This is a genomic window from Enterobacter sp. PTB (genome assembly GCF_051130085.1).
Classification (GTDB): Bacteria; Pseudomonadota; Gammaproteobacteria; order Enterobacterales; family Enterobacteriaceae; genus Enterobacter; species Enterobacter ludwigii.
On sequence record NZ_JBDKEE010000001.1, the window covers coordinates 380659 to 401171 of the forward strand.

Consider the following 20513-nt stretch of genomic DNA (forward strand, 5'->3'; position numbering starts at 1 on the left):
CGTAATAAAATATACGTAATTACCTTATTTACAGCGCCAGCGTATTGCTCTCTTTTTGTTCGGCCTTATTAAGAGAAATCTCAGCCCGGCATTGCAATTTCCCGCCGCTTTATCCATGATCGAAGTGTGACATTCGTCATATAACAGAAGGTATTGCTATTACTATGGAATGGATTGCCGATCCATCAATCTGGGCCGGACTGGTGACGCTGGTCGTCATCGAATTGGTGCTCGGTATTGATAATCTGGTCTTTATCGCCATCCTCGCCGAAAAACTGCCCCCTTCTCAGCGTGACCGCGCTCGCGTAACGGGCCTGCTTTTGGCGATGGTGATGCGGTTGCTGCTGCTGGCCTCTATCTCCTGGCTGGTCACGCTGACACAGCCTTTGTTCTCCGTTCACGGCCTGAGCTTCAGCGCCCGTGACCTGATCATGCTCTTCGGTGGCTTGTTCCTGCTGTTTAAAGCGACGGTTGAACTTAATGAGCGGCTCGAAGGCAAAGACAGTGAAAACCCGACCCAGCGACGCGGGGCAAAATTCTGGCCTGTGGTGGCGCAAATCGTGGTGCTGGACGCCGTCTTCTCACTGGACTCGGTGATCACCGCCGTCGGGATGGTTGACCACCTGGCCGTGATGATGGCCGCAGTGATCATTGCCATTACGCTGATGGTGATGGCGAGTAAAGCCCTGACCCGGTTCGTTAACAGCCACCCGACCATTGTTATTCTCTGCCTGAGTTTCCTGCTGATGATTGGCTTTAGCCTGGTGGCAGACGGGTTTGGATTCCACATTCCGAAAGGCTATCTGTATGCCGCCATTGGTTTCTCAGTAATGATTGAAGCGCTGAACCAGCTGGCGATATTCAACCGTCGCCGTTTCCTCTCAGCGAATCAGACGTTACGTCAACGCACGGCCGACACGGTCATGCGCCTGCTGAGCGGGAAAAAAGAGGATGCGGAACTGGATGCGGAATCCGCCGCGATGCTTGCCGATCACAGTGACGGGCTGATCTTTAATCCGCAGGAGCGACTGATGATTGAGCGAGTGCTCAATCTTAATCAGCGGACGGTCAGCAGCATCATGACATCACGGCATGACATTGAGCATATCGACCTGACGGCACCGGAGGAGCACATTCGCGCCCTGCTGGATAAAAACCAGCACACCCGCGTGGTTGTCACCGGTGGTGAAGAGGAAGAGGAGTTACTGGGCGTGGTGCACGTCATCGACCTGCTGCAACAGCAGCTGCACGGTGAAGCACTCAATCTGCGCGCTCTGGTGCGCCAGCCGCTGGTCTTCCCTGAAGGACTGCAGCTGCTTTCTGCCCTTGAGCAGTTCCGTAACGCGCGCACTCACTTTGCCTTTGTGGTGGATGAATTCGGTTCCGTTGAAGGACTGGTCACGCTCAGCGACGTCATGGAAACCATCGCCGGTAATTTGCCCAACGAGGTGGATGAGATTGATGCGCGCCACGACATCCAGAAAAATGCCGACGGGTCGTGGACGGCGAACGGCCATATGCCGCTGGAAGACCTGGTGCAATATGTGCCGCTGCCGCTGGATGAAAAACGCGAATACCACACTATTGCCGGTCTGCTGATGGAATATTTGCAGCGTATCCCGCAACCGGGAGAAGAGGTTCAGGTGGGCGACTATCTGCTTAAAACGTTGCAGGTTGAGAGCCACCGTGTACAGAAGGTGCAGCTCATTCCACTGCGGGATGAAGAAGAACTGGACTATGAGGTTTAGTGAGTTGTTTTGCCCGGTAGCATGTGCGCTACCGGGCGCTCGGGCATCAAAGCTTATCTAACAGCTTCTTCACATCCTTCCCTGACTGTGAATCTTTATTCCGATCCGCCCAGTCGTTCAGACGACGTTTCGCTTCGTCCTGCAGATGTTTGCGCAGGATCTGATCCACCTGAAGGCTGTAATTCAGCGCCTGCCATTTGCCATAGACAGTGAGCGGAACCGGCGTCTCTTTAAGGAAGTCGATCAGTTTACTTTCACCCTGCCAGCCGGAAAGTACCCGCACGTTAAATCGGGTATCCGCCGTCTCTTTCACCAGATCCAGCTTACCTTCACCGGTTAACGACAGGAGTGAAGAGGTCCCCTGCATTCCGTCGAGGGTGAGCTGCCCATTATCCAGCGTCAGGTCAGTGGTAAAGCTGTCGAGGCGCGTTGCGCTGTCGTAGTTTTCCTGGGCTTTGACATCACTGCTGCGCTCCACCGCCTGCTGCACCAGCTGCTGGAAGTTAAGCCCTTCCATACGGGAATCTTTCAGGTCAAGATGGGCCTGCCCCTGCCATTCGCGGCGGAAAGCCTCAGCATCAATCTTCGTCCCCGAAAAGTCACCCGCCAGCGTCAGTTGGCCCGTTAAGGAGATCGGGTAATTAAAGGCTTTAAGGATGGTACCAATCTCAACGTTGTCGAGACGCGGCTGGAATTCGGCGCTGGCCGTCTCTTTACGCACGTCCAGCGTGCCCGGCAGAGAAAGATGTCCGGCGCCCATTTTGCCGCTCAGTTCGGAGATCACCAGCAAACCGTTATGGTTAAACATCTGGCTGCTCACGTCGGTAAAATCGATACCGCGCCAGCGCAGGCTGTTAGCTTTCAGTAAGATATCAGCCGTGAATCCGCGCAGACCATTATAGTCTGGCTGATCAAGACTCGAGGAGATGACCGGACGCGGCTTGGACGGCTGGCTTTGCCCATTCTGAGCAGCGTTACCGTCGGTTGCACCTGCTGGCTGAGGCGGAAGTAAGTTCTCCAGATTGAGCTTGTCAAACTGCAGATTCATTACCCACTTCGGCTTCTCCTCAAGCGTGACGCTCGCCTGCCCTGTCAGACTGCTGTCGTTCGCCTGCAGGTTGAGATTATCCAGCTCAAGCTGTTTTTGTTCTTCGCGCCACACGGCCTGCAGCGTTCCCTGACCGGTGATCCCCTGGGCAGGAAGATCGGCTCCCGTCAGTTGCCAGTTCAGTTGCTGAATATCCGCCGTGAGCTGATGGGGGTAATCTGAGGCATTCACGTTGGCGTTCAACGACAGATTCAGATCGCGCTGATCGCGGTTCAGCCTTCCGCTAAACTCCAGCGAGGCAATATGGTGGGCGTCCTGCTCCATCTTCAGGTTGATGTTACGGACGGTTACCTGCTCGTCGGACTCATGCTGGAAAACCAGCACGCTGTCGGCGACTTTCAGTTTGGCTATATCAAATGACCAGCCCGTATCCGTCGGCTCGTCGGGCAGCGTATTTTCCCGCGGGGCGACCGGCGCATCCGAGTCACGCACGGCTTCAGTTTGCGGCGTCAGCTGAATCACCGCCCCTTTCAGCATCACCTGGTCGACCTGCAACTGGTGTGAAAAGAGCGGGATCAACGCCACATCAAGACGCATGTTATCGGCAGAGACCAGCGGCTGGGAGGCACCCGGCGCGGTTAACGACATGCGGCCTGAGAGAATGCTGAGTTGCGGCCAGACGTGCCAGCGCAGCGGCCCATCAAGCTTCAGTTGATAACCACTACGCGCTTCGACCTGCCGCACCATGTAAGCACGGAAATCATTAGGGTTAACAAGCAGGACTAACGCCGAAAGGCCAGCAACCAGAACCACCAGCAAAATCATCAGCGTTGTCAGAACTCTTCTCATAGCATCCTCAGTGGACTAACGATCAGTCTTTATCAATACGGCTCGCGACCGCACCCTGCTGGTCGCGATATTTAGCGTCCTGACGGCGGTTATAAGGACGATCTGCCGGACCGGTTAGCGGTTCAAAGCTCAATGCGCCGATCATCATCCCCGGACGCAGTGCCAGAGGCAGTTTACCGGCATTGAAGAACTCGAGCACGATACGGCCCGACCAGCCTGGATCGATACGGTGCGCGGTCACGTGAACCATCAGCCCCAGTCGCGCCAGAGAAGAACGGCCATCGAGCCAGCCGACAAGGTCCGCAGGCAGCGTCACGGATTCATAGGTCACCGCCAGCGCCAGTTCACCCGGATGCAGATAAAAGGCTTCGCCCTCGTCAATAACGATTTCATCACTCATCACGCGATCAAGTGCGGCGCTGACTTCATCCTTCGGCCCGCTAAGGTCGATGAACGGTGCGGTATGGCCGCTAAAGGTGCGGAATTTATTTCCCAGGCGCACATCAACAGTCACACCATTGATACGCTCCACGGGTGGACGTGGTGTAATAGACAGACGGCCTTCATCCAGCCAGGCTTCAATATCGCGATCACAAAGACGCATCGCACTTTCTCCTTTCATGCATCGTACCCTGAAGCCATAAAGACTCAGGGCAAAACCAGGTTATCCCTGAACGGTACACAATTCGCGCGGCTTATTCAAAAAACTGGCTGATTTTCGCTTTTAAGATATCAATGGCTATGCGGTTTTTACCGCCACGAGGCACGATGATATCGGCGTATTGCTTGGATGGTTCAATGAATTGCAGGAACATCGGGCGGACAGTTTTCTGGTATTGCGCCATCACGGAGTCCATCGAACGTCCACGCTCATTGACGTCACGCTTAATGCGGCGCATCAGGCAGATATCCAGCGGCGTATCGACGAAAATCGAGAAGTTCATTGATTCACGCAGACGGGAGTCGGTCAGAAGCAAAATACCTTCAAGAATAATGACCTTCTTCGGTTCGATACGGATCGTTTCCTGCGTACGGGTATGTTCTACATAACTATAGACGGGAAGTTCTATTGCCTGGCCGCTTTTAAGTGCTTCTAAATGCTGGAACAGTAAGCTGTGATCCATCGCATTAGGATGGTCATAGTTAGTTTTTACGCGTTCTTCCATCGACAGATGGGATTGATCTTTGTAATAGCTGTCTTCGGGAATGACGCCGATATGCTCATCACCAACTTGTTCACGCAGTTCGCGGTAAAGCGTACTGGCAATAAGACTTTTACCTGAAGCCGATGCGCCGGCGATGCCTATAATGACGCACTGATGAGACTTATCAGTCATAAATTTAGCGACCTGATTAACCTGGATGTTAAGGAAGGACGACGCCGGAGCGTCAAACGCGGCAATTATAGGGATTTCGCGGGCATGATACCAGTCGAAAGCGCAGGTTCTGCGAGACAGGGTGAAAAGCGACGAAATGATCCCTTTGTGAAATTTAAACGCACGTTTTTTCAGCGTTTGTCGGGGATTTTATACCGAGTAACTATTTAATAAGTCTATGATGTCAAATTATGAGCAGTCGCCATATGAATTGTAAATTGTTTGTACTAGCATAAACCAAATTATCAAATTCACTCGTCCGGATTTCTCTCCTGACGGCATGGCGTCTCTGGATAAAGCGGTAATGAATAAACAATACCAGCGGGTTTTGGTTACCACCCCACATCCTTTATTGCGACTTGTCTGTCTGGGCCTGGTCACCTTTATCTTTACCTTATTTTCGCTGGAGCTGACCCGCTTCGGCACCCTGCTCGCCCCGCTCTGGTTCCCTACCGCCATCATGATGGTGGCCTTTTACCGTCATGCAGGAAAGATGTGGCCGGGTATCGCTCTGGCCTGCTCGTTTGGCAATATCCTGGCCGCGTGGATGCTTTTCTCCTGGTCGTCGATCAACCCGACCTATACCGCTATCAACGTGGTTGAAGCCGTGATTGGCGCGGTGTTACTGCGTAAACTGCTCCCGTGGTATAACCCCCTGCAGAATCTGAATGACTGGATCCGTCTGTCCATCGGTAGTGCGCTGGTGCCACCGCTGGTTGGCGGGGTGCTGGTGTATCTTCTGGTGCCGGGTCCGGAGCCGCTGCGTAATTTCCTCGTCTGGGTGTTATCAGAAGCCATTGGTGCGCTGGCGCTGGTGCCGTTAGGGTTACTGTTTAAACCACATTATCTGCTGCGTCACCGCAACCCAAAATTGCTGCTGGAAACGCTCGCCACCATGGCCGTGACGCTGGCTCTCAGTTGGATGGCGATTACCTGGCTGCCGTGGCCCTTCACCTGCGTTATCGTTCTGCTTATGTGGAGCGCCGTGCGCCTGCCGCGAATGGAGGCGTTTCTGGTATTTCTGGTCACCGTGATGATGGTCTCGCTGATCATGACGCGTAACCCTGTATCCATGACGCCGCAAAACCTGCTGGTGACGCTAAACGCGCCCTGGCTACCCTTTTTGATGATGCTGTTGCCGGCCAATATTATGACCATGGTGATGTATGCCTTTCGCGCCGAACGCAAACATATCACCGAAAGTGAAGCGCGTTTTCGTAACGCGATGGAGTATTCCGCCATCGGCATGGCGCTGGTCAGCATAGAGGGGCAGTGGCTTCAGGCCAATAAAGCCCTGTGTAACTTCCTGGGATACAGCCAGACGGAGCTTCAGGCCCTCACCTTCCAGCAGTTAACCTGGCCGGAAGATTTGAATACCGATCTCGAACAGCTGGAGCAGCTGGTCAACGGCGACATCAACACCTACACCCTTGAGAAGCGTTACTACACCCGCAACGGTGAAGTGGTCTGGGCCCTGCTTGCCGTCTCCGTGGTGCGCCACACCGACGGTTCACCGCTCTATTTTATCGCCCAGATTGAAGATATTAACGACCTGAAGCAGACCGAGTGGGTCAATAAACGCCTGATGGAGCGCATCACCCTCGCCAACGAAGCGGGCGGTATCGGCATCTGGGAGTGGGATCTGGAGCCGGACATTATCAGCTGGGATAAGCGGATGTTTGAGCTGTATGAGATCCCGCCGCACATCAAGCCCACCTGGCAGCTCTGGCACGAAACGATGCTCCCGGAAGACCGCGCTCACGCTGAAAAGGTGCTCCGGGATTCCCTCATTTCACGTTTGCCGTTTAAGCTTGAGTTCCGCATTCGTGTTAAAGAAGGCGTGCGCCATATACGCTCTCTGGCGAACCGGGTACTGAACAAACAGGGTGAAGTCGAACGCCTGCTCGGCATCAACATGGACATGACCGAGGTGAAGCAGCTCAACGAAGCGCTGTTCCAGGAAAAAGAGCGTTTGCACATTACCCTCGATTCCATCGGCGAAGCGGTGTTGTGTACCGATATCGACATGAATGTCACCTTTATGAACCCGGTTGCCGAGAAAATGAGCGGCTGGCTGCAGACCGAGGCTATCGGGCAGCCTGTCCTGAAAGTGTTGCACATCACCTTTGGTGAAAAGGGACCGCTGATGGAGAATATTCACAGCGGCGATATGTCCCGTTCCGATATAGACCAGGACGTGGTGCTGAACTGCCGTACCGGCGGCAACTACGATATCCACTACAGCATCACCCCGCTCAGTACGCTGGACGGGCAGAACATTGGCTCCGTGATCGTGATTCAGGACGTGACGGAATCGCGCAAAATGCTGCGTCAGCTCAGTTACAGTGCCTCGCACGATGCCCTCACCCACCTCGCAAACCGGGTCAGTTTCGAAAATCACCTCAAACGGCTCTTACAGACCGTACAGGAGACACGCCAGCGTCATGCGCTGGTGTTTATCGATCTCGATCGTTTTAAAGCCGTCAACGACACCGCAGGCCATGCGGCGGGTGATGCTCTGCTGCGGGAGCTTTCGTCATTAATGTTGACCATGCTCCGCTCCAGCGACGTGCTGGCTCGTCTCGGCGGGGACGAATTCGGGTTGTTGCTCCCGGACTGCAATATCGAAAGCGCGCGTTATATTACCGGCCGCCTGATTAACACCATCAATGACTATCACTTTATGTGGGAAGGACGTCTGCACCGGATCGGCGCCAGCGCGGGTATCACTCTGATTGATGAAAATAACCATCAGGCTTCAGAAATCATGTCACAGGCGGATATCGCCTGTTACGCCTCGAAAAACAGCGGACGCGGCGTCGTCACGGTTTACGAACCCCAGCAGGAACGGGACCACGGCATGCGCAGCATGATGTCGCTTGATGAGCAGTGGCACATGATTAAAGACAATCACCTGATGATGATTGCCCGCAGCGTCGCGTCTCCACGGATACCGGAAAGCTGCAACTTCTGGCTGATTTCATTACGCCTGTGGACCAGCCAGGGCGAAGTGCAGGAAGAGCATGCGTTCCGCTCCGGACTTGCGGAGCCTGAACTGTTGCACGCCCTTGACAGACGTATCTTCAACGAGTTTTTCCGCACCTCCGCCGCACAGGTCGCCCACAAAGGCATGGGGGTCGCGCTTCCGCTGTCTGAAGCGGGTTTAGCAAGCGTCACGCTGGTTGATGAACTTGTCGACCTGCTGGAGAAGAGCCCCATGCCGGGCCGTCTGCTGCATCTGGTTATCGCTGCCGACGTGGTATGTAACCCGGATGAGAACCTGCAGCAGGGCCTGCAAAAGCTTCGCCATGCTGGCTGCCGCGTCGTACTCAGCCAGGTGGGACGCGATATGAACATCTTTAGCCACCTCAGCGCCAATATGGCCGATTATCTGATGCTTGATACGGAAATGGTGACGAATGTTTATGGCAACCTGATGGATGAGATGATGGTGACGATCGTTCAGGGGCACGCCCAGCGCCTGGGCATGAAAACCATCGCTGGTCCGTGTAACCAGCCCATCATGATGGACACGCTCTCCGGCATCGGCATTGATTTTATTTACGGCGACACCATCGCCGAGCCGCAGCCGTTGGATCTACTGCTTAATACCAGCTATTTCGCCATCAACTGATGGCGCCCAGCCGTCGGTATACCAGATGTGCAGCAACGCATACGAGCGCCAGGGCTGCCAGCGCTGGGCGTAGCGCCGAATTTGCGCAGGCGTCATCCCGGCAAAACGTTGCTTAATCAGATAATCATCCGGCAGAAAAACGTCCTTCGCCTGCCAGCCGCGCAGGGCCAGGTAGTTTGCCGTCCAGCGTCCTATTCCGGGCCGCTGCTGTAAGGCCTTCATTCCCGCCTCAATATCCGCAGGAGGGGAAAGCGGAAACGTCCCGTCCACCACAGACTGAGCCAGATGAACGATCGACTCCGCCCGCTTTACCGGCATTCCAAGCGCTTTCAACGCCAGCGGGTCCGCTGCGGCCAGCGCGTGCGGGGTCGGGAAGCAGAGATAACCCGGGGCGTCTTCAACCGGCTCTCCGCACAGGGCGACAACGCGGGAAGCCAATTTTGCCGCCATCGCCACGCTAACCAGTTGCCCGAGTATCGCCCGCACACCCTGCTCCCAGGCATCCATCGCCCCCGGCAACCGTAAGCCTGGCCGTGCGGCCCCCAGATCCCCCAGTGTCGAGCGGATCGCCTGAGGATCGCAGCCAAGATCGAAAAGTCGCCCGATACGCTCAAGGCAGGTCTGCGCAACCGGAATCAAGCCCGGGCTGAGCGTCACGGCAAGCGTAGGGGTTTGGCTGTCCGGCGTAACGCGAAATATCCCCTGATGCCCCTCGCAGGCGAAACTGCGCTCGTAATAGTGGTCCGTGACGGTCTCTACGCCCGCTACCGCACGTGCGCTAAGGAAACCAAACATCCATTGCCAGTCGTAAGGGGGTTGCCAGGTCAGGGTATACATCATCGCTCCTTTTTTATTCCCCTCAGCATAAACCGAAAGGCCTTGTTTCGCCTTGCTTTCATATTCCTGTTGTCGCCAGGCAGACATTTCGCTAAAGTCTCGCCCCTTCTCACTGGCATGGGGATTAATCGTGTTTATTGGATTTGACTACGGTACGGCAAACTGTTCGGTTGCCATTATGCAAAACGGGCAACCACAGCTCCTGAAGATGGAAAAAGAGAGCACGCTGCTGCCATCAATGCTCTGCGCACCCACACGCGAAGCGGTCAGCGAATGGCTGTTCCGTCATCATCAGGTGCCCGCTACCGCAGCGGAAACCCAGGCGCTGCTGCGCCGGGCGGTCAGTTTTAACCGCGACGAAGATATCGACGTGACCCCTTCCAGCGTGCAGTTTGGCCTCTCATCGCTGGGCCATTACATTGACGATCCGGAAGAGGTTTACTTCGTTAAATCACCGAAGTCGTTTCTGGGCGCCAGTGGGTTAAAACCACAGCAGGTGGCGATGTTCGAAGACCTGGTGTGCGCCATGATGCTGCACATCCGTAACCAGGCGCAGACCCAGGTACCCGATCCCATCACGCAGGCCGTTATTGGTCGCCCGATCAACTTCCAGGGTCTGGGCGGTGAAGAGGCTAACCAGCAAGCGCAGGGGATCCTCGAGCGCGCCGCACACCGAGCCGGTTTCCGTGACGTGGTCTTCCAGTATGAGCCGGTAGCGGCAGGGCTGGATTTTGAAGCCACATTAACGCAAGAGCAACGCGTGCTCGTTGTGGATATTGGCGGGGGCACCACCGACTGCTCTTTACTGCTGATGGGGCCACAATGGCATCAGCGTCGTGACCGCGAAACCAGCCTGTTGGGCCACAGCGGCTGCCGCGTAGGCGGTAACGACCTGGACATTGCTCTGGCATTTAAAAGCCTGATGCCGCTGCTCGGCATGGGCGGACAAACCGAAAAAGGCATTGCCCTGCCAATTCTGCCCTGGTGGAACGCCATCGCCATCAACGACGTTCCGGCGCAGAGTGATTTTTACAGCACCGCGAACGGGCGCTTCCTGAACGATCTGGTACGCGACGCGCAGGACGCGGATAAAGTCGCCCTGCTCTATAAAGTGTGGCGTCAGCGTCTCAGCTATCGCGTGGTGCGTACCGCTGAAGAGAGCAAAATCGCCCTCTCTGACCGTGCTGAACACGCTGTCTCATTACCTTTTATCAGTGATGAGCTGGCGACCGCGATATCGCAGGAAGGGCTGGAAACGGCACTCGCCCAGCCGCTGCAGCGGATCCTCGAGCAGGTGCAACTGGCGCTGGAGAATGGTAAAGAGAAGCCGGATGTGATTTACCTGACCGGCGGTAGCGCCCGTTCACCGCTTATCAAGAAAGCGCTGGCGGAACAGCTTCCGGGTATTCCGATTGCCGGTGGCGATGACTTTGGCTCCGTAACGGCAGGTCTGGCCCGCTGGGCACAGGTGATGTTCCGTTAAGCCCCGACGGAAGCCCTCGAAATGCGCAGGGCTTCCGTCGTTTACAGCGCGTTAAAACGCACATTTTCCTTTTTACCTGGCAGCACGCTGCCCTTTTTGCATGCCGCTTCTCTTGTCGTCGGCTGGCTTTGCTCGACAAATCGCCGGAAATCAGCGAACGGCACCGGGGGCAGGAAATGATACCCCTGCAGGTAATCCACCTGTTTGCTGATAAGCCACTCTCGCTGATAAGCGTACTCCACCCCTTCCGCCACGGTACGCAGCCCCAGAATCATCGCCAGATTAATAATCGATTCCAGCATCGGCAGCGGTTGGTTATCAGCCTGGATAGCGTTGATAAAGGTCTTATCAATTTTTATGACATCCAGTTCGAGTTCATTCAGATAGCATAAATTCGCGTATCCTGTACCAAAGTCATCCAGAGCAAACATCACCCCGCGATTACGCAGTGAACGGATCAGTTCTTTTATTGCAGGCGTCACGGCCAGCGTTTGATTTTCGGTGATCTCAATCATGAGCTTCACCGGTAACGATTCTGTCAGCTCTAAAAAATTGAGGCACTCCCAATAAAACACCGGGTTACTTAACGTGGTTGGACTGACATTAAACGCCACAAACAGCGGTGTATTTAACCCGTTATTCTTTTGCTTTAAGTCACTGGCAACTTTATGCATTAAATAGCTGGTGAGTTCGTTAATCAGGCCACAGCTTTCTGCCAGCGGAATAAATTCTCGCTGCGAAATCGTGTAATTATGCCCTAATGGCCAGCGGGCCAAAATCTCTATACCGCACAGTTCACCACCTGCACCGACAACGGGTTGATAATAAGGTAAAATCTCATCATTTTTGAGTGCCAGACTCAGACGCCCCGCATCATTATTATCATAACTACGCCCGGTGGATTTGCGCATTAGCGTACTGTTCTGCCCCACATCCCTTTCAGTCAGGAAACCATTGCGGATAAGAAAAATAATAGATTCAATAAAATTTTTAAAACCAAGCCTGTGCGTTATTTTATCCCGGTAGCGATACAGGGATTTTGTAGTCAATGAATTTGCCCGGCAGAATTCGGCCTGCCCCTCTTTCGTCATCATGGCATTAAGCATGTCTGCCTCAAATTCGGTTAACGCGAAAACGTCCAGCTCATCTGATTTTACGCGTGATTCCGGTTGCGGGGTGGTCATCAGTATACGCGTGAGTATATCGATGACGGTCGTATAATGCAGTGTTACATCAATTGAGGTACTGTATTCATAGCCTCGATTAATACACTCATTTTCGCTCAACCTGAGAACAACGCTGTTTACCATGATAAACTGGCTACTGTTACGATGTAGCCATTTCTTCACCAGGAAAAAGGGCATCCGGTTATCAACAATTAACAGACAGGAGTTGTATTGCTGAAAAGAAAGGTCTGACTCTGATATAAATGTCTGACTGTCGACCAGTACCAGATTAGGCAAAAAAGCCCTAAGCCCGGCGAAAAGATAAATGTCATAACTGAGCAGGAAGACCTTTTTCTTATTCATAATAATCACCATCACGTTTTCATTGTAAAACGCAGCCTTCCCGAACAGGAAAGTGTATTCACAATTGACCTGGTATTCACATAGACTTAAGGTAAAACAATAAAATGCCTTTAGATTGCATAGTGTGTAGTAGCTCATCCCCCCTACAATAAAACTGAGCGCAGGGGAAATGATAAGAATATTCTTGCTGTATCGGTAGCGAATTCTGAGGTCCGAAATGAGTACAAACTTATGCGCTTATATTCACATTCAGACAAACTTTAGTGATAATAAACTCGATTTTAACAGAATAAAAAACCATAAATAATGCGGCACATAGGTTATTATTTCAGAATAAGACGATACCCTATTCTGAGGATTACGCTGCCCGACACACCAACAGGGTGCGTCGCAAATCGCGTATACCGTACACATTGTGCGCAATATGCATTATTTTATAATAAAAGTTGTGTTGCTTAGACATAATTAATCCCGTGATCTCATCAGGCAAATCATCATTATCATTTTTGATCACAGAAACCCGTTGGGTACGTATGTAGCCGTCACTATCATTACCTAAAAATTTAAGCATCGTGGAACGGTTAATGGCGTAGCTTTTCCCATTAACATTAATCACGCCCACTTGTGACAATACCCCCTCTTCAGCAGATGATATCCTGAAAACCAGCAATACCTCCCCTTCGATGTGCATACCTGTTTTTTGCGTATTGAGCACAAGATGGTTCTTCGCTGAGCATACCAGCGCTGCCGGAACCTCATGACGTTTAAATAAAAACAAAAAAATGATAACAAGCGCTACGGCAAGACTAAAATACATAATTTTCGCACGCATGTGCAACTCCCCGGGAGCCTAACGTACAAATACTGAAAAATGATTCCTTTAGTTTATTACCTGCAGACAATCCATTGTCATCATAAAACACAATGACCTTATTTCTTCCCTTACAGATAGATTTGAATTGCTGCCATCGGGATGAATTCAAAAAAGTGGATATTTTCTCAACTGAATTATCATCTGTCGTAAATATTTCACAGGAACCGGATTTTTGTACATGCACGACACCATCGGTATCTCGTAATAATTTTGGCAGAAGGACAAAGCCAGATATCACTAGGCTGATGCCTAACATTCCGCCAACGATCGTTTTACCATATCGCCTTAACCCGGGTTTGGTGGCGGAGGTTAATGCAGTGATGCTATGCGGCAACGCATCTTCTTTTACGTTTTCGATCTGCGCCTGAAAAACAAATCCTTCTCGGGGGATAGTTGCGATCAGATTATCCATTCCCAGTTCTGCTAACGTTTTGCGCAAAATACTGACATTTTTATTCAGACTGTGACCTGATGGGATCAACCCATACCTTCCCCACACTTCTTCTATAATCAGATCCCGATGTAATTGTTTGCGGTTGTTCGCAATAAAGAGCTCCAGTAATCTTGCCGTTGCAGCGGACAGAACCACTCTTTCTCCCTGTACACTTAGCGCTCTGGTCTCTGAATCGTATACAATATGATCATTGATTATCTTTTTCATCCGGGAACTCTTTTATTATCGGCGGCAATGCCAGCACGCAGTACAGAATATATTCCCAGAGTTCAGTTAGCAATATAAGAACTGTTTCTTTAAACTTTAACTGTTATTTTTAAAACAACCATCGCCTATCGGTATATATTTTTTCAACGCAACGATGAATTTTTTATTTTTAGTGTTTAACGCACTGCTTCGGTAGGTCTCTCCAGGCAGCAGGTAGCGCATCGTCGCCTCGTCATCGGTTGACTGGCATCCCTTGTGTACGATGATCCTGAAAAACGTATTGCCGGTATTTGTCAGCGCCCCTTTTTGCTCATCCAGAGTATAACCTAGCGTCAGCTTTCTGGGCCTGACCACCAGTATCGTATCCAATGCAATAGCGGGTACAGCTTCACTTGCTTTGCCTGAAGGACGTTCAGCAAACAGCGTTACCGGCATCTCGCGAAACTGAATCCGGTAGTAACGCTCTTTGTCATCCTCGGGCCCGCGATAGAAGATCTTAAAATACTCCCCGGCGTCCGGGGCGAGCGAAAACGTGAGCGGTGTAAACAGCAACTCCCCGTCCTCTATTGGCAGACGCTTTTCCCCACCCGGTCCTGGACGGTCGATTTTAATCGCCGAAATGCTGTACACATTCTGTTTTTGGCTGTCGTTGTAAATACGTTTGCTAATGAACGACCGCTCTGCGGGGATATCATAGATCGTGGAGTCCAGATACAGCGCGTGGGCAGAAAGCGTGTAAAGCGCAATGCAGAGTCCCACCACACCCTCCGCGACCTTCCGCCAGCGCATCATTTTGTTACTCCCAGCCAGTTCGCGGTGACTTTGATTTCACCACTGGCGCTGACCACGCCTTCCCAGTCAGCGCCAGCCACCGTCAGTGCTGAGCGGGAATCATTCATCGGGAACAGCAGCGTTAAGTTGGTGCTGAAAAAGCTGCCATCATCCGTGTTGTTGGCATCCCATGGCACCTGTTGCCATAACGCATCGTTCAGACTAATGGCATTTTCACTGCAGCTGTTCCTCACCTGAGTAGGGCTTCCCGACACGGTGTTGTATTGCAGATAGGCAGGGACAGGCACGTTTATCCCCCCCTGGGCCGACGTAAACAGGCAGTAAGGGGTGTCGTTGATTGTCGTGCTGTCCCCGATAACCTGGGCCGTAATACTGTCAGCCTGACGGGGTCCCGATACGGTGACGACGTAATCCATCTCAATCGGCGCGTCATCTCCGATGGTGCCGCTTCCACTGGCAGAGGCCGTATTATTCGATGAGACAATGCTAATCCCATACTCCTTCGGCACAATATTGAGCTGCAAAGAGGGGGTAAACTGGTAATAGCCTGACTCCGGAGTTAATGCATTCGTAAACGCAAACGTAAAGGGCTGGCTGTTGGTAATACTGACGCCTGCATCCACCAGATTCTTAAGGAATGTTTTCGACAAAAAGACATAGATATACTGACCAGATGTCGAAAAGACGTTGTAATACGCCGTCGAGGCGCTGAAGTTATACCATGTCGAGCCATTTCCCGAATATTTCACGGTGGTTGCGGAAGGGGTAAAACCCAACGCAGCAGAATCGATATACGCTCTGAACGTCAACGATGCCGTCAAATTTTGTGTCTGCTCAAGGTTGTATTTGACCATTTTACAAATTACGCCATCAACGTTACTGACGACACCCAGCTCACAGGATCCGGAATCATTTGTGATGCTTGGGGTTCCATCACTGGCGATCCACAGCTCCTGAAAGGCACTTGTTGATTCCAGCGCCAGATGTCCCCGCTTGTTTAACGTGTAATTGATGTAATTCCAGCGACCTGTTGTCTGATCCTTACAGCGTTGTCCCGAGGCGTAATCATAGTTAACCGAGGTATAGCAGCGGTTAAAAACATAGGTTTCGCTGCCACCCGTCGGCATATTACGAAAATACTCATAGGCTGAGTTGCTCAGCGAAGCAAAGCCATACGCTCCGCCAATAACCCCCGCCACGGATCCAACCTGCGCGTGGTAAAAACCATTGTTATCCACCCCCTGTCCGGCAATGTAGCCCGTCGTCGGACACTGCGAACCTCGGTAGCAGCGTATTCCTGTGAAAGGAGCATCAATGGGCGAATTATCAATCCACATATCCTGATAATTATTGGCTGGCGCAGTCCAAATGACATAACCCAGGTAACCGAGGCTGACCTGGGATGTGCCGTATTTAACCCAGGTATTTGACCCGCTGAAACGGGGATCTAACGCGGACGGCGTAATGAAATACTCACCGTCAATGTCGTTCTCGATAAATAAAAACGTGTTGTTGATCGCCCCTGACGATGAGGCGGTCAGTGCCCTTGCGGTGAAGGGAATCAACCCCGCCAAAAACAGGAGCGAAATAAAAACGGAAGCACTTTTTTTCATAGCATTATCTCTGCGCCATCGTGGTTTGCGGTGCACATTTAACATCCCCTACCCACGCAGCGCCCCTGGCTTTTTCCAGATCTAAATCCGCTTCGCAGATATTACCGTTGGCGGACACCAGGGTAATAACGGGATACTTCTTATCAATATCAATGGCGAACTCACCTTTCGCGTCGGTGCGCGTTTTGCCAATGTGGTTATGGATGTCCGTATTTGACGCCAGTTCACCATTGGGATATCGCACCCGGCCAAACACGGTCACCATGCTTTTCACCTCAGGTGACACCACGCCGACGTTACCGGGATAAAGGTTAAGCGCCTGTTTACGGCCCGAGACAATGTCAAAACTGTCTTCAGAGTTTTTATCATTCATAATTTCCAGCTTGTATTGCGCGTAAGGCGGGAGTGCAATAAAGCTCGATTTGCCGCTAAGAATATAATTTCGGTTATTTATTTTTGCGGCCAGCTTTCCATCACCCACAAGATCGGTTTTCACAATAATACCCGAGCGCTGTCGCTCTTTGCTCAGACCAAAATCGCCGCCCGCCCAGGCAACGGAACCCTGAGAGGAGAAGTTCATATTGGTCGAGTTGTCTGCTGAACGGGTCACCGAAACCGTCCCGCCGTTATAGCGGGTGTCATAACTCAGGTTGCCATTTACAGCGTAATTGTTGTCGTAGTTCTGCTCTCCACTCAGGCGAGTCGAGGCGGAAATGCCTGCAGACGTAATGACGCTATCCTCAAATTGTTTACGCGCGCTGATATTGCCCTGTGTTGCGCCGTAGCGATCGCGTGAAACCCCGACACTCATCCACGAGGCCAGCGGCAGCGATAAATCCAGGCTGACATAGCGTTCCTGACGTCCGTCATCATTCGTATTGTTGTAGTAATAGCGCTGTATCCCGGCCCGTAACCCCACTGTGGCGTACCGTCCCGCATAGAGGGTGGTACTGTAATCCAGGTTCCGGTAGGTATTACCGGAATAGCGGTTTTCGGTCTGGCTGACCGTTAACGTGCCACCGTGCGGAATAAACCGGCTCAGGTTCAATGTTGCGCCAATCGAATAGTTATCCCGCTCCTGCACCGGCAGACGGTTACCGATTTTGCTGTCTTCCCGCGATGCCCACAGCGATCCAAACCCGCCTGGAGCATTAAGACTGGCGCTGCTGACGTTGCGCCATGTTCCGTCGTTCGCCACCAGCGTTTGTGTCCCGACGCTGACATATTCGTTGACGTTAAGGGTAATGTCCGTTTCATTGACGGCATTGTCATCAAACCCATAACCTGTCGTTTTCAGGGTGAGCCCGGAGAGCATTGCCAGGGTTAACGAGGCCGCACCACCCGCAATCCAGGTCTGTTCACTGCCGGCATCACGGTAATGATTGCGCTTATAACTCACGCGGTCGTAATCAAGTGAACCGCCAAAAATTTGCCATGCGACTTCATGCAGGCCTGCGGCCTGCTGGCGGGCAAAAATTTTATTCACACGACTGACGCGGGTGTTCACCGTCCGGCCATTTACCACGACATCCACCGTGACGTCATACACACCGTAAGGGAACCGGCTGGTGTCAATTTCGTAGCTGCCCATGTTGAAGTTCTGAACGCTTAACAAGCGCCCATCACGAAACACATGCACTTCACCGGCAGACGGTAAAAATATGGTTATTGGGATCAAGGACAGGGAGGTGTTTTCAACCACCGTACTGCCTTTATTGCCGTAGCTGAGGCCGTAGATCTTGCCGCCATTCAGCGCATTGAGGCTGGCGATCGACTGAACGTTCCAGGTGTCGAGCATGCCCAACGCCAGACGATAACCCTCATAATCGCGCTCATACATGGCACGATACAGTTTGCTGGAGCGGTTACTCTCGCCAATACCATAGACCGAGCCATTGATATTGAGGTGGTGCTCTCTCAACGAGGTGGTGTTATCCAGGGTTAAATAACTGCGAGAGCTGCTGCCATTGCGGTAGTCATTGTAATAGGTGCCAAAGTTGTAATTCAGCACAGTAGACAGTCGATCAACGCTGGACGGTCCCAGCAATGAACTGCGGGCGACCACCGCTTCAGTCAGGGCATCCCGGCTGACAATCATCTCCAGATGAAAAGAGGAGACGTTTAATTTCAGCCGTGCGTCTCGCGAAAGGGCAAGAGAGGTATTGTCGATAAATTTCGCATCGCCTATTTTTTCCACCATCTCGCGCGTTTTCTCTGAAAGCACCGCGTTATTGGGCAGATCGGCAACCATAATGGATTTTACAACGATATTTCCCTCAACCAGCGAGATGACCGCATCAGCAATTTTTTGTTGGCTTTTTGTATCCGTCTCCTGGTAGCGGATATAAACGGGGACCGTCATCCCCTGTTCAAGAGAACGCGCGAATGCCCCTGGAATAACATAATTACCAATCTTAACCGGTGCAGAATGCGCAACCCCTGATGTTAGCGCATAAGAGAGTAATAAACTCCCTCCTATAAGATATTTAAAAGACATACGCATCCTTACTTTTCGGTATTTTTATTACTGGTACCGGAAATGACGCCGTGTATTACTTCACTGTAATAAATTGCTTGCCATGCCAAATCCCAATGCGGGTGCGACTGTTTGACACATCGCTTTTCTGCAATCTTATTTTTGTACCTGGCATGACGTAATAACGCTCGCGACACCCGCGTCCCCGATCCTGTGACGCCTCTTTGCAGGCTCCGTAAGCAATGACCCGAAACGAGACGTTGCCTTTGTTGGTGATGACATCCCCGTCACGACCGTATTCGAATCGTTCCTTGCGTGGCGCCACGACCAGTATTGTCCCGATTTCTGCCGACGCTGTCGCAATCGCGGCTTTGCCAGCCTTAGTCGATGCGCTTTCGCTTACGGGTTCGTCAACCCACTGCAGCCGGTAATAACGTTCTTTGTCATCTTCAGGGCCCTTATAGAAAAAGCGAAAAACATCTTTCGCATCACCGGGTAAAATAAGGCTCGCCGGTGTAGAAAGTAATTCTCCCGACGTTTCAAATTGCATTTCTGTTCCGTCAGGCAGCGGTGAAGAGAGCCTTTTTACGGTAACGCTCACATAGCGGGCGGAATCAGTGGTGTTGATAATTTCTTTTGATAACGCGTTTTGATCGGCCGTCATTATCGACGTGATATCACCCACATTAATCGCCAGACTGGAAAAGGATACGACCATCCCTGCCAGCGCTGCGAGTGGCAAATATTTCTTCATCAGTGCATTCCTGCGAAATTCGGGAGAGAGCCTCTCCCGAATTAATATTCATTACGCTGGAGTGGTCCAGGTTGCATTGAACTGAACTTTTACGTCACCCGTCCAGTAACCATCCGGCAGCGCAGAATAGTCAGTTACAGCAGTCGAACCGTCAGAAGTCGCTGAAGCGATGGAGAATTTGAAGCTGGACTGATCGCTTACACGCTCAGCGCCGTTATAGGCTCCATCGGCCAGCAGGCTTTCCAGACCTGAAGTGGAAGCCGCATTCACCAGAACGGTTTCGGCAGAGTTAGACAGCGCCTGACCATTCCATGCCACGCCCACATTCAGGGTAGATGCATCACCGCTTGCATTGGTCAGCGTATTGCTGATGACCTGAGCAGTCAGTTCAAAATCGGTTGCACTTTCCTGTCCCTGAATCGTCACATCAAAAGCGCCATCCTGAGTGTTAAACCCATTCAGGCCCTCTGCATACTGGAACGTCAGCGAGTTCAATGGGGTCACGACCAGCAGGCTGGTTGTATCTTTCGTTGCCGTTGCATCCCATGATGCGGTGGCAGATGCCGTAACATCAGCCATAGCATTTGCAGCAGCAAATACAGAAACCAGAGAGGCCACCAGTAATAATTTTTTCATTTTCATCTCCTGAGAACAAACGTACTGCCAGGTGCCATTTAATAAATAACCTGGAAGCTCCATTTAAATGCGAACGGGATTTACCGCGCCAAAAAAGTATTATTTGAATTATGTTTCAGGACAACCAATCGAATGAAGAAAAAACCCTCCGTCGTTAGGATTTTTCTCATAATCATTCATGACGAGATCGCTTAAATGAAAAC

General features: G+C 51.9%; 15 protein-coding genes. 3 read left to right on the forward strand and 12 right to left on the reverse strand.

The genetic code is table 11. From position 1 onward, the window contains the following. Window positions 1-164 precede the first annotated feature (164 nt). A complete protein-coding gene (locus tag AAIR21_RS01905; RefSeq protein WP_020883259.1) occupies window positions 165-1748 on the forward strand; it encodes a TerC family protein in 1584 nt (527 codons plus the stop codon). 46 nt (window positions 1749-1794) lie between these two features. On the opposite strand, the gene asmA is transcribed toward AAIR21_RS01905, so the two are convergent. The 3 genes from asmA to udk form a co-directional block, all read right to left on the reverse strand. Further along, window positions 1795-3645: an outer membrane assembly protein AsmA gene (gene asmA / locus AAIR21_RS01910; protein ID WP_032680627.1), complete on the reverse strand. Its 1851-nt coding sequence runs from the start codon at window positions 3643-3645 to the stop codon at window positions 1795-1797. 22 nt (window positions 3646-3667) lie between these two features. After that, window positions 3668-4249 (reverse strand): dCTP deaminase, encoded by a 582-nt coding sequence (gene dcd, locus AAIR21_RS01915; RefSeq protein ID WP_020883257.1) that lies wholly within the window; start codon window positions 4247-4249, stop codon window positions 3668-3670. 91 nt (window positions 4250-4340) lie between these two features. Then, entirely contained in the window at window positions 4341-4982 is a 642-nt protein-coding gene (gene udk / locus AAIR21_RS01920) for a uridine kinase (protein ID WP_020883256.1), read from the reverse strand. Window positions 4983-5325: 343 nt separating this feature from the next. Between udk and AAIR21_RS01925 the strand changes: the two genes are divergently transcribed. Then, window positions 5326-8655: a diguanylate cyclase gene (locus AAIR21_RS01925; RefSeq protein WP_183516154.1), complete on the forward strand. Its 3330-nt coding sequence runs from the start codon at window positions 5326-5328 to the stop codon at window positions 8653-8655. On the opposite strand, the gene alkA is transcribed toward AAIR21_RS01925, so the two are convergent. Beyond that, window positions 8620-9492 (reverse strand): DNA-3-methyladenine glycosylase 2, encoded by an 873-nt coding sequence (alkA, locus tag AAIR21_RS01930; protein WP_032679714.1) that lies wholly within the window; start codon window positions 9490-9492, stop codon window positions 8620-8622. The two genes, AAIR21_RS01925 and alkA, sit on opposite strands and share 36 nt — an antisense overlap. A 130-nt stretch (window positions 9493-9622) precedes the next feature. On the opposite strand from alkA, the gene yegD reads away from it, so the two are divergent. Next, window positions 9623-10975 (forward strand): molecular chaperone, encoded by a 1353-nt coding sequence (yegD, locus tag AAIR21_RS01935; protein WP_020883253.1) that lies wholly within the window; start codon window positions 9623-9625, stop codon window positions 10973-10975. A 41-nt stretch (window positions 10976-11016) separates the two neighbouring features. On the opposite strand, the gene AAIR21_RS01940 is transcribed toward yegD, so the two are convergent. The 8 genes from AAIR21_RS01940 to ecpA form a co-directional block, all read right to left on the reverse strand. Further along, the gene (locus AAIR21_RS01940) at window positions 11017-12504 is read right to left on the reverse strand and encodes an EAL domain-containing protein (protein ID WP_229216795.1); all 1488 of its coding nucleotides are present in this window, start codon (window positions 12502-12504) and stop codon (window positions 11017-11019) included. A gap of 358 nt (window positions 12505-12862) precedes the next feature. Then, window positions 12863-13336, reverse strand: a complete 474-nt coding sequence (locus AAIR21_RS01945) for a hypothetical protein (RefSeq protein ID WP_020883251.1) — start codon at window positions 13334-13336, stop codon at window positions 12863-12865. After that, window positions 13311-14039 carry a winged helix-turn-helix domain-containing protein gene (locus AAIR21_RS01950; protein WP_014170839.1) on the reverse strand — a complete coding sequence of 243 codons (729 nt, stop codon included), beginning with the start codon at window positions 14037-14039 and terminating at the stop codon, window positions 13311-13313. Before AAIR21_RS01950 ends, AAIR21_RS01945 begins: the two co-directional genes overlap by 26 nt. A 96-nt stretch (window positions 14040-14135) precedes the next feature. After that, entirely contained in the window at window positions 14136-14831 is a 696-nt protein-coding gene (locus AAIR21_RS01955; protein ID WP_126487903.1) for a fimbria/pilus periplasmic chaperone, read from the reverse strand. Further along, a complete protein-coding gene (locus AAIR21_RS01960) occupies window positions 14828-16444 on the reverse strand; it encodes a fimbrial protein (protein WP_183516638.1) in 1617 nt (538 codons plus the stop codon). Before AAIR21_RS01960 ends, AAIR21_RS01955 begins: the two co-directional genes overlap by 4 nt. A 4-nt stretch (window positions 16445-16448) precedes the next feature. After that, entirely contained in the window at window positions 16449-18941 is a 2493-nt protein-coding gene (locus AAIR21_RS01965) for a TcfC E-set like domain-containing protein (protein ID WP_183516153.1), read from the reverse strand. Window positions 18942-18996: 55 nt separating this feature from the next. Beyond that, the gene (locus tag AAIR21_RS01970; RefSeq protein WP_014170844.1) at window positions 18997-19674 is read right to left on the reverse strand and encodes a hypothetical protein; all 678 of its coding nucleotides are present in this window, start codon (window positions 19672-19674) and stop codon (window positions 18997-18999) included. A gap of 51 nt (window positions 19675-19725) precedes the next feature. Then, window positions 19726-20310 (reverse strand): common pilus major fimbrillin subunit EcpA, encoded by a 585-nt coding sequence (gene ecpA, locus AAIR21_RS01975; RefSeq protein ID WP_020883247.1) that lies wholly within the window; start codon window positions 20308-20310, stop codon window positions 19726-19728. Window positions 20311-20513: the final 203 nt, after the last annotated feature.